Below are 10,666 nucleotides of genomic sequence, written 5' to 3'. Positions count from 1 at the left end.
GGTTGGCCATCATCACCGCGCCAGAGTCGGCCGGGGTGAGGAACAGCACGAAGCCGACGAACACCGCCACACCGATCACGATCTTGGCCGCCGGGAAGTATTCCAGCAGCTGGTAGATCGACATCGACGGCTGTTCCAGGGCGGTCTTGCCCAGCTCCACGGCGCCCTGGTTGATCACCAGGTCCAGCGCGGTGTTGCCGAAGATCGACAGCCAGGCCAGGGTGAAGCCCAGCGGGATCAGCAGCACGCCGCTGACCAGCTGGCGCACGGTGCGGCCCTTGGAGATACGGGCAATGAACATGCCGACGAACGGGCCCCAGGAAATCCACCAGGCCCAGTAGAACACGGTCCACAGGCCCAGCCAGCGCTCGGACTTGCCGGCCTCGCCCTCGTACACGTAGAGGTCGAAGGTCTTGAGCACGATGCCGTTGAGGTAGTCGCCGATGTTCTGCACGAAGCCATTGAGCAGGTGCAGGGTCTCGCCGCCCAGCAGGACGAAGATCAGCAGGCCGCTGAACAGCATGATGTTCAGGTTGGACAAGCGGCGAATGCCGTTTTCCACGCCCGACACCGCCGCCACGGTGGCAACGCCGGCCATCACCAGGATCACCACCAGCAGGTTGGTCTTGCTGTGGTCCATGCCGAACAGGTACTCAAGGCCCGAGGACACCTGCATCGAGCCGATCCCCAGGTTGGTCACCAGGCCCAGCAGGGTGACGAACATGCCGAAGATGTCCACGGCATTGCCCGCGGCGCCCTTGACCCAGCGCTCACCGACCAGCGGGTACAGCGCCGAGCGCAGTGCCAGCGGCTGGTTGTGGCGGTAGGCGAAGTAACCCACGGCCAGGCCCACCAGGGCGTAGATCGCCCAGCCGTGCAGGCCCCAGTGCAGGAAGGTCAGCTGCAGGCCCTGGCGCGCGGCCTCAAGGCTGGCAGGGGTGCCTTCCGGTGGGTTGAAGTAGTGGTCCAGCGGCTCGGAGGCGCCGAAGTACAGCAGCGAAATGCCGATGCCGGAGGAGAACAGCATGCCGGCCCAGGCGCCGTAGCTGAAGTCGGGCTGGTCGTCCTTGCCGCCAAGCTTGAGCTTGCCGTAATCGGAGAAGGCCAGGTAGACGACGAAGCACAGGTAACCGCAGATCACCAGCATGTAGTACCAGCCGAAGGTGCGCGTCAGCCATTTCTGGGCCACGCCCAGCACTTGGCCGGCAGTATCGGGTACGGCGATCAGCAAGGCAGTCAGAACAAGGATCATCAGCGCGGAGGTGAAGAACACCACGCGGTTGACCCGTACCCTCTCGGCGGGGGGTTTGGTAAGGGAGGCAGAACTCATTGCACGAATGCTCCGGGCAGTACGGCTGTGGAGGCTAATCAATCTTTTCCCGAGCAATTGGTGCAATAGCCCCACTGCTACAGGTGTTATAAAAGCACCCTGGAAACCGTGATCCCTGATCGAACGTTGCAAAAAAACAGACAGGTGGCCTGCAAGAAATGCCACGCCCTCACGTGAGGTGCGCGCATTCGTCACAGAGCACCCCGCCCGCTCCAAGGGCCTGCCGCAGGCTCGTAGGCCATCGGCAGCATCTGCACTTCGCATCGAACTTGCCCGTCAACGCCTTGTATTCCGGGGGTTACGCGATTTCCTGGGGTGTCAATCCGTGCCTTCTCGATCGCTTGAAAAAGTGTCAATGGCACAAATTGTCGCAGAGCTTATTCTTTATTGATTGAACGTTCAATCAAAACAAAATAGACTGGCCTTCGCCGAGTCAGCCGCCCGTCGTCTGCTCGCAGGCCTGAGGAGATAGCAAGATGCCCAAGGTCGGTATGCAACCCATCCGCCGCCAGCAGTTGATCGAAGCCACGCTGCAAGCGGTCGATCAGGTCGGACTGGGGGACGCCAGCATTGCGCTGATTGCCCGTTTGGCCGGGGTGTCGAACGGCATCATCAGTCACTACTTTCGGGACAAGAACGGCCTGATCGCAGCGACGATGGGTTACATCATGAGCATGCTCAACGAAGGCGTGAGAGCGCGTCGTCAGGCACTGACCGATGACAGCCCGCGCGCCCACCTGAAAGTGATCATCGAGGGCAACTTCGATGCCAGCCAGGTGAATGGCCCGGCAATGAAAACCTGGTTGGCCTTCTGGGCTTCCAGCATGCACCAGCCCGATTTGCACAGGTTGCAGCGGATCAACGACCACCGCCTGTACTCCAACTTGTGTTGCCAGTTCCGCCGCGTCTTGCCGCTTTACCATGCACGCAAGGCAGCCCGCGGCCTGGCGGCCCTGATCGATGGCTTGTGGTTGCGTGGAGCGCTGTCGGGAGATGCCTTCGACACCGACCAGGCGATACGGATTGCTTACGAATACATGGATCTACAACTGGCTAAACAGCACACCCTGGCAACAGACGACCAGGCTGCTGAAACATCGCGCACGGCGCTTGCCAACTCGGCAGGAGCGTGACGCGCAAGCCAATCACACACTGCACTTGCGAGGACACTATGGCCCGTTTCGGAACGCAAAAACTCTACATTGATGGCGGTTACGTCGACGCTGGCACCGATGCCACCTTCGAAGCCATCAACCCGGCCACCGGCGAAGTCCTCGCCCACGTGCAGCGCGCCACCCAGGCTGACGTCGAGAAGGCCGTCGAAAGCGCCGAGCGCGGCCAGAAAGTCTGGGCTGCGATGACCGCCATGCAGCGTTCGCGCATCCTGCGCCGCGCCGTCGACATCCTGCGCGAGCGCAACGATGAGCTGGCCATGCTGGAAACCCTGGACACCGGCAAGTCGTACTCGGAAACCCGCTACGTCGACATCGTCACCGGCGCCGACGTGCTGGAATACTACGCAGGCCTGGTACCGGCCATCGAAGGTGAGCAGATTCCGCTGCGCGAAAGCTCCTTCGTCTACACCCGCCGCGAGCCGCTGGGCGTGACCGTGGGTATCGGCGCGTGGAACTACCCGATCCAGATCGCCCTGTGGAAATCCGCCCCGGCCCTGGCCGCCGGCAACGCGATGATCTTCAAGCCGTCGGAAGTCACTTCGCTGACCACCCTGAAACTGGCCGAGATCTACACCGAAGCCGGCCTGCCGGACGGCGTGTTCAACGTCCTGACCGGCAGCGGCCGCGAAGTCGGCACCTGGCTGACCGAGCACCCGCGCATCGAGAAGGTTTCCTTCACCGGCGGCACCACCACCGGCAAGAAGGTCATGGCCAGCGCCTCGAGCTCGTCGCTCAAGGAAGTCACCATGGAACTGGGCGGCAAGTCGCCACTGATCATCTGCGCCGACGCCGACCTGGACAAGGCCGCCGACATCGCCATGATGGCCAACTTCTACAGCTCCGGCCAGGTCTGCACCAACGGCACCCGCGTGTTCATCCCGGCTGACATGAAGGCCGCCTTCGAAGCCAAGATCGCCGAGCGCGTCGCCCGCATCCGTGTCGGCAACCCGGAAGACGAGAACACCAACTTCGGCCCGCTGGTCAGCTTCCAGCACATGGAAAGCGTGCTCGGCTACATCGCCAAGGGTAAAGAAGAAGGTGCACGCGTACTGTGTGGCGGCGAGCGCCTGACCGCCGGTGATTTCGCCAACGGCGCCTTCGTGGCCCCGACCGTGTTCACCGACTGCAGCGACGACATGACCATCGTCAAGGAAGAAATCTTCGGCCCGGTGATGAGCATCCTCAGCTACGAAACCGAAGAAGAAGTGATCCGTCGTGCCAACGACACCGACTACGGCCTGGCCGCCGGTGTCTGCACCAACGACATCACCCGTGCCCACCGCATCATCCACAAGCTCGAAGCCGGTATCTGCTGGATCAACGCCTGGGGTGAATCGCCGGCCGAAATGCCGGTTGGCGGCTACAAGCAGTCGGGCGTCGGCCGTGAGAACGGCGTCAGCTCGCTGGCTCAATACACTCGCATCAAGTCGGTCCAGGTCGAGCTGGGCGGCTACAACTCGGTTTTCTAAACCCTGTCTAGCCACGCCCGTGCCTTTGCGCACGGGCGTTTGCGCTCCCTGATCACCGCCAACACGAGGGTACATTCATGTCCCAAGAATTCGATTACATCATCGTCGGTGCCGGTTCGGCCGGTAACACCCTGGCCACCCGCCTGACCGAAGACGCCGGCGTCACCGTACTGCTGCTCGAAGCCGGTGGCCCCGACTACCGCTTCGACTTCCGCACCCAGATGCCAGCCGCCCTGGCCTTCCCGCTGCAGGGCCGCCGCTACAACTGGGCCTACGAGACCGACCCGGAGCCGCACATGGACGGCCGCCGCATGGAATGTGGCCGCGGCAAGGGCCTGGGTGGCTCGTCGCTGATCAACGGCATGTGCTACATCCGCGGCAACGCCCTGGACTTCGACGGCTGGGCACAACTGCCAGGCCTGGAAGACTGGGCGTACCTGGACTGCCTGCCGTATTTCCGCAAGGCGGAAACCCGTGACATCGGCCCGAACGACTACCACGGCGGCGAAGGCCCGGTCAGCGTGACCACGCCTAAAGCCGGCAACAACCCGCTGTTCCACGCCATGGTCGAGGCCGGCGTGCAAGCGGGCTACCCGCGCACCGAAGACCTCAACGGCTACCAGCAGGAAGGCTTCGGCCCGATGGACCGTACCGTGACCAAGAACGGCCGCCGTTCGAGCACCGCCCGCGGTTACCTCGACCAGTCGAAAAAGCGCCCGAACCTGACCATCGTCACCCATGCCCTGAGCGACCGCGTGCTGTTCGACGGCAAGCGCGCCGTTGGCGTGACCTACCTGGTCGGCGACAGCGAAGAGCGCGTTGAAGCCCGCGCGCGCAAGGAAGTCATCGTCAGCTCCGGCGCCATCGCTTCGCCGCAGCTGCTGCAGCGCTCCGGCGTCGGCCCGCGTGCCCTGCTGGAAAGCCTCGACATCCCGGTGGTCCACGACCTGCCGGGCGTCGGCGAGAACCTGCAGGACCACCTGGAGCTGTACCTGCAGTACGCCTGCACCCAGCCGGTGTCGCTGTACCCTTCGCTGCTGTGGTGGAACCAGCCGGCCATCGGCGCCGAGTGGATGTTCAAGGGCACCGGCATCGGCGCCAGCAACCAGTTCGAGGCCGGTGGTTTCATCCGCACCCGCCCTGAGTTCGAATGGCCGAACATCCAGTACCACTTCCTGCCGGTAGCGATCAACTACAACGGCTCCAACGGCGTGAAGGAACACGGCTTCCAGGCGCACATGGGTTCGATGCGCTCGCCAAGCCGCGGCCGTATCCAGGCCAAGTCGAAAGACCCGCGCCAGCACCCGAGCATCCTGTTCAACTACATGGCCACCGAGCAGGACTGGCAGGAATTCCGCGACGGCATCCGCCTGACCCGCGAAATCATGGCCCAGCCGGCGCTGGACCCGTACCGCGGCCGCGAGATTAGCCCGGGCGAGCACGTGCAAACCGATGAAGAGCTGGACAAGTTCATCCGCGAGCACGCCGAAACCGCCTTCCACCCATCCTGCTCGTGCAAGATGGGCACCGATGACATGGCGGTGGTCGACAACGAAGGCCGCGTGCATGGCATGAAAGGCCTGCGTGTGGTCGATGCGTCGATCATGCCGATCATCATCACCGGCAACCTCAACGCCACCACGATCATGATCGCCGAGAAAATCTCGGACAAGATCCGTGGCCGCAAGCCGCTGGCGCGCAGCACTGCCAAGTACTACGTGGCTAACGGTGCGCCGGTCAAAGGCAAGCCGATGCGTGAAGTGAAGCAGGGCTGATCAGCGCCGGCCTCTTCGCGGGGCAAGCCCGCTCCCACAGGTTTACCCTGCCCACTTGAGGCTTGGGAAAATCCTGTGGGAGCGGGCTTGCCCCGCGAAGAGGCCGGCACCGGCAGCACAAGAAAAGGCACCCATCGCGGTGCCTTTTCTACATCTGCAGAAACGCTTTACAGCCTGCCAATTCATCAGGTTAGAATCAATTGGCACGCGACCTGCTAGATCATTCTCGCAAGTCCCCTCCCCCCGCGATGTACCGGAGTACTGCCTTTGGATGCCAGCACCATCAACAGCCTGTTTCTGATCGGCGCATTGCTGGTGGGCGCAAGCATCCTGGTCAGCTCGCTGTCGTCGCGCCTGGGCATCCCTATCCTGGTCATCATCCTCGCAGTCGGCATGGTCGCCGGGGTCGATGGTGGCGGCATCATCTTCAACAACTACCCGACCGCCTACCTGGTGGGCAACCTGGCACTGGCGGTGATCCTGCTCGACGGCGGCCTGCGCACGCGGGTGGCAAGCTTTCGCGTGGCACTGTGGCCGGCCCTGTCGCTGGCCACCGTGGGGGTGATGATCACCACCGCGCTGACCGGCCTGGTGGCGGCCTGGCTGTTCAACCTGAGCCTCATCCAGGGCCTGCTGATCGGCGCCATCGTCGGCTCCACCGACGCCGCGGCGGTGTTTTCGCTGCTCGGCGGCAAGGGCCTGAACGAGCGGGTGACCGCCACCCTGGAAATCGAGTCGGGCAGCAACGACCCGATGGCGGTGTTCCTCACCGTCACCCTGATCGACATGATCGCCAGCGGCCAGACCGGCCTGCACTGGAGCCTTCTGACCCACCTGCTGCGCGAGTTCGGCATCGGCGGCCTGCTGGGCCTGGGCGGTGGCTGGCTGATGCTGCAGCTGGTCAACCGCATCAACCTGGCCGGCGGCCTGTACCCGATCCTGGTGGTGGCCGGCGGGCTGGTGGTGTTCTCGCTGACCAACGCCCTGCACGGCAGCGGCTTCCTCGCCGTGTACCTGTGCGGCCTGGTGCTGGGCAACAAGCCGATCCGCAGCCGCCACGGCATCCTGCATATGCTCGACGGCATGGCTTGGCTGGCGCAGATCGGCATGTTCCTGGTGCTGGGGCTGCTGGTCACGCCCCACGACCTGCTGCCGATCGCCCTGCCGGCCCTGGGCCTGGCGCTGTGGATGATCCTGGTGGCGCGGCCGCTGTCGGTGGTCGCGGCGCTGCTGCCGTTCAAGGCCTTCCATGGCCGGGAAAAGGGCTTTATCTCCTGGGTCGGGCTGCGCGGCGCGGTGCCGATCATCCTCGCCGTGTTCCCGCTGATGGCCGGGCTGCCGGATGCCCAGCTGTTCTTCAACCTGGCGTTCTTCATCGTGCTGGTGTCGCTGCTGGTGCAGGGCACCAGCCTGCCGTGGATGGCCAAGCTGCTGAAAGTCACCGTGCCACCGGACCCAGCGCCGATCTCGCGCTCGGCGCTGGAGGTGCACGTCACCAGCGAGTGGGAGCTGTTCGTCTACCGCCTGGGCGCGGAAAAGTGGTGCATCGGCGCCGCCCTGCGCGAGCTGAAGATGCCCGAAGGCACGCGCATCGCCGCGCTGTTTCGCAACGAGCAACTGCTGCACCCCTCGGGCAGTACCGTGCTGGAAGTTGGCGACATGCTCTGCGTGATCGGCCACGAACATAACCTGCCGGCCCTGGGCAAGCTGTTCAGCCAGGCGCCGCAACGCGGGCTGGACCTGCGCTTCTTCGGCGACTTCGTGCTCGAAGGCGATGCCGAACTGGGCGCGGTGGCCGCGCTTTATGGCCTGAAACTCGACGGCCTGGACGCGAAAATGCCGCTGGCGCAGTTCATCCGACAGAAGGTCGGAGGCGCGCCAGTAGTAGGTGACCAGGTCGAATGGCATGGCACGATCTGGACCGTCGCGACCATGGACGGGAACAAGATCCAGAAAGTCGGCGTCAGATTCCCCGAAGGAACGCGACCCGGACCAGGATTGTTCCTCTAAACTCCGATTTCGCCTGATCCACAAGTAGTCTGCCTATGTCCCTGCGCGTGTACCTTCGCACAGCCCTGCTCGGGCTGTGCCTGTCCCTTTCGTTCGCAGCTGGCGCGGCTGAAGCCCCGACCACTGCCAGCATCCAGAACAGCCTCGACAAGATCGCCGAGCGCAAGCTGCCCGAAGCCGACCAGAAAGCCCTGCAGCAGGTACTGGAGCAAACCCTCACGCTGCTGGCCAGCAAGGATGACAGCGAGCAGAAGCTTGCCGCGCTCAAGCAGCAACTGGCCGGCGCGCCCAAAGAGACCAGCGACAGCCAGAAGGAGCTGACCCGGCTCAAGGAAAGCAAGCCGCAACCGGTGGCCCAGCGCTATGCCAACCTCAGCGTGCCGCAGCTCGAGCAGATGCTCAGCGAGCGCAATACCCAGCAGGGCGAGCTGCAAAAGGCGCTGTCGGAAGCCAACAGCCTGATCATCAACTCGCAAACCCGCCCCGAGCGCGCCCAGGCCGAGATCAGCAACAACCAGATCCGCAGCCAGCAGATCAACAACATCCTCAAGAGCGGCAAGGACGGCGGCAAGGCGATCAACGCCGACCAGCGCAACCAGCTGGTGGCCGAGCTGGCCTCGCTCAACGCCCTGACCTTGCTGCGCCGCCAGGAGCTGGCCGGCAACGGCCTGCTGCAGGACTTGGGCAATGCCCGCCATGACCTGCTGATCGAGCGCGCCGCGCGCCTGGAGCAAGAGATCCAGGACCTGCAGACGTTGATCAACGAGAAGCGCCTGGCCCAGTCTCAGCAGACCGTCACCCAGCAGTCGATCGAGGCCCAGAAGGCCGGTGGCAGCTCGATACTGGCTAGCGAGAGCGCAGCCAACCTGAAGCTTTCCGACTACCTGCTCAAGAGCACCGACCGCCTCAACGAGCTGACCCAGCAGAACCTGCGCACCAAGCAGCAGCTCGACAGCCTGACCCAGGCCGACCAGGCCCTGGACGAGCAGATCAGCGTGCTCAAGGGCAGCCTGCTGCTGTCCAAGATCCTCTACAAGCAGAAGCAGGCCCTGCCGCACCTGAAGGTCGACCGCGACCTGGCCGACCAGATCGCCGACATCCGCCTGTACCAGTTCGAGGTCAACCAGCAGCGCGAGCAGATGAGCAGCCCGGTGACCTACGTCGACAAGCTGTTGGCCAACCAGCCCCAGGAAGACCTCACCCCGGCCCTGCGCAAGGCCCTGCTGGATGTGGCCATCACCCGCAGCGACCTGCTCGAACGGCTGAACCGCGAACTGTCGGCGCTGCTCAACGAATCGATCACCCTGCAGCTCAACCAGAAGCAGCTGCTGGGCACCGCCCAGGGCCTGCGCACCACCCTCGACGAGCAGATGTTCTGGATCCCCAGCAACAAGCCGCTGGACTGGGACTGGCTGCGCTATGTGCCCGAGCGCTTCGCCGCCCAGGTCGCCGACCTGCCGTGGGGCTCGGGCATCAAGGAGCTGGCCGACGGCCTGAGCCAGCGCCCGCTGCTGTTCCTGCCCCTGCTGCTGGTGATCGGCGCCCTGCTGTGGCGGCGCAAGTACCTGTACCAGCGCCTGAGCAAGGTGCATCAGGACATCGGCCACTTCCGCCGCGACAGCCAGTGGCACACGCCCCAGGCCATCCTCATCAACATCCTCCTGGCGATGCCGGTAAGCCTGGGCCTGGCCCTGTGCAGCTACGCCCTGCAGATCGACGCCCGCGGGCAGAACGCCAACCTCGGCGCCGCGCTCTGGCAGCTGGCCCAGGCCTGGCTGGTGTTCTACACCGCCTACCGCATCCTCGCCCCAGGCGGTGTGGCGGAAATCCACTTCCGCTGGCACAAGCCGCAGGTCGAGTTCCTGCGTGGCTGGGTGCGCCGGCTGGGTACCGTGGTGCTGGCGCTGGTCGGCGTGGTGGCGGTGGCGGAGCACCAGCCTTCGGCGCTGGCCGACGACGTGCTGGGCATCGGCGTGGTGCTGACCTGCTACGCACTGATGGCCTGGCTGCTCAGCCGCCTGCTGCTGAGCAGCCCTGCGCACCGCGACACCTCGCTGTTTCGCAAGGCCGTCGGGGTGGCCTTCACCGCCTTGCCGATCGCCCTGTTCGTGGCGGTGTGCTTTGGCTACTACTACACCGCCCTGAAGCTCACCGACCGGCTGATCTACACCCTGTACCTGCTGCTGTTCTGGCTGGTGATCGAGGCCGCGTTCGTGCGTGGCCTGTCGGTGGCGGCGCGGCGCCTGGCCTACCAGCGTGCGCTGAGCAAGCGCGCGGCGGCCAAGGAAGGGCTCGATGGCGAGGTGATCAGCGAAGAGCCGACGCTGGACATCGAGCAGGTCAACCAGCAGTCGCTGCGCCTGATCCGCCTGGCCCTGCTCGGCGGCTTCATCGCCGGCCTGTACTGGGTGTGGTCGGACCTGATCTCGGTGTTCGCCTACCTCAACAACTTCACCCTCTACGAATACACCAGCGGCACTGGCAGCGCCGCCAGCATGGTGCCGATCAGCCTCGGCGACCTGCTCGGCGCGCTGGTGATCGTCGGCATCACCTTCGCCCTGGCGCGCAACTTGCCGGGCCTGCTCGAGGTGCTGGTGCTGTCGCGCCTGAACCTGGCCCAGGGCAGCGCCTATGCCACCACCACGCTGCTGTCGTACATCATCGTCGGGGTCGGCATCGTCAGCACCCTGTCGACCCTCGGGGTGAGCTGGGACAAGCTGCAGTGGCTGGTGGCGGCGCTGTCGGTGGGCCTGGGCTTCGGCATGCAGGAGATCTTCGCCAACTTCATTTCCGGCATCATGATCCTGTTCGAGCGCCCGGTGCGCATCGGCGACACCATCACCATCGGCAACCTGTCCGGCACGGTGAGCAAGATCCGCATCCGTGCCACCACCATCACCGACTTCG

6 protein-coding genes are annotated in these 10,666 nt (G+C 64.5%); 5 read left to right on the top strand and 1 reads right to left on the bottom strand.

The window, feature by feature from the left end; genetic code table 11:
• Nucleotides 1-1,273: BCCT family transporter (locus tag B3E94_RS01955; RefSeq protein WP_286912128.1), on the bottom strand; the 1,273-nt coding region annotated here is incomplete at its 3' end.
• 533 nt (nt 1,274-1,806) lie between these two features.
• Between B3E94_RS01955 and betI the strand changes: the two genes are divergently transcribed.
• From betI to mscK, 5 genes are all read left to right on the top strand, one after another.
• Entirely contained in the window at nt 1,807-2,463 is a 657-nt protein-coding gene (gene betI, locus B3E94_RS01950) for a transcriptional regulator BetI (protein WP_176512998.1), read from the top strand.
• Nucleotides 2,464-2,501: 38 nt separating this feature from the next.
• On the top strand, nt 2,502-3,974 hold the full coding sequence (gene betB / locus B3E94_RS01945) for a betaine-aldehyde dehydrogenase (protein ID WP_286912127.1): 1,473 nt from the start codon (nt 2,502-2,504) through the stop codon (nt 3,972-3,974).
• Between the two features lie 77 nt (nt 3,975-4,051).
• The gene (betA, locus tag B3E94_RS01940; RefSeq protein ID WP_176510909.1) at nt 4,052-5,749 is read left to right on the top strand and encodes a choline dehydrogenase; all 1,698 of its coding nucleotides are present in this window, start codon (nt 4,052-4,054) and stop codon (nt 5,747-5,749) included.
• A 267-nt stretch (nt 5,750-6,016) separates the two neighbouring features.
• Nucleotides 6,017-7,759 (top strand): potassium/proton antiporter, encoded by a 1,743-nt coding sequence (locus tag B3E94_RS01935; RefSeq protein ID WP_176510910.1) that lies wholly within the window; start codon nt 6,017-6,019, stop codon nt 7,757-7,759.
• 35 nt (nt 7,760-7,794) lie between these two features.
• The coding region (gene mscK, locus B3E94_RS01930) for a mechanosensitive channel MscK (RefSeq protein ID WP_286912125.1) at nt 7,795-10,666 on the top strand (2,872 nt) is incomplete at its 3' end.

It is taken from the genome of Pseudomonas sp. UBA6315, from assembly GCF_002438125.1.
Classification (GTDB): domain Bacteria; phylum Pseudomonadota; class Gammaproteobacteria; order Pseudomonadales; family Pseudomonadaceae; genus Aquipseudomonas; species Aquipseudomonas faucium.
This window is presented reverse-complemented; position numbering and strand designations above follow the sequence as displayed.